The 436-nt window shown below is 68.6% G+C and carries 1 protein-coding gene; it reads left to right on the top strand.

Annotation, left to right across the window (positions count from 1 at the left end):
- Positions 1-142: 142 nt before the first annotated feature.
- Positions 143-436 (top strand): hypothetical protein (locus tag AACY45_RS28745; protein WP_339548867.1); only part of this gene is annotated, 294 nt, incomplete at its 3' end.

Here is a 436-nt window from a genome sequence, read left to right as displayed (position 1 = left end):
CGATAGCGCGGGCGGCGGCAACGGTGCCGCCCCGCAGCCGCGCCCAACCCCGCAACCTTCGCGAACGCCGCCCCGCGCGCGCTCCGAAGCCACTGACGATCCCGTCGACCACCGCCTCGCCTAAAGATGAAGGAAAGTAACCATGAGTGATGCCACCAAGGAAACGCCCAAGAAGAAGGGCGGCATGATGAAGATCCTGCTGCTCAGCGTCGGCGGGCTGGTGCTCGTCGGCGGCAGCGTCGGCGGCGCGGTGTTCGCCATGCATGCCGGGCTGCTTGGCGGCAGCAAGGCCGCACCCGAGCCGACTGGCCCACGGCTGGTCCCCAAGGCCGAGCAGAAGCGCGTCGGCACCGGTGAGGGTGCCGAGGGAGCCAAAGGCGGCACCAAGCCACCGATCGGCGTGGGCGGCGACAAATATGCCTCGAATTACTATGCC

The organism is Pseudomonas sp. RA_35y_Pfl2_P32 (assembly GCF_963970735.1).
GTDB lineage: Bacteria > Pseudomonadota > Gammaproteobacteria > Pseudomonadales > Pseudomonadaceae > Aquipseudomonas.
Note: the sequence above shows the minus strand (reverse complement) of the source record. Positions and strands in the feature narration are given on the sequence as shown.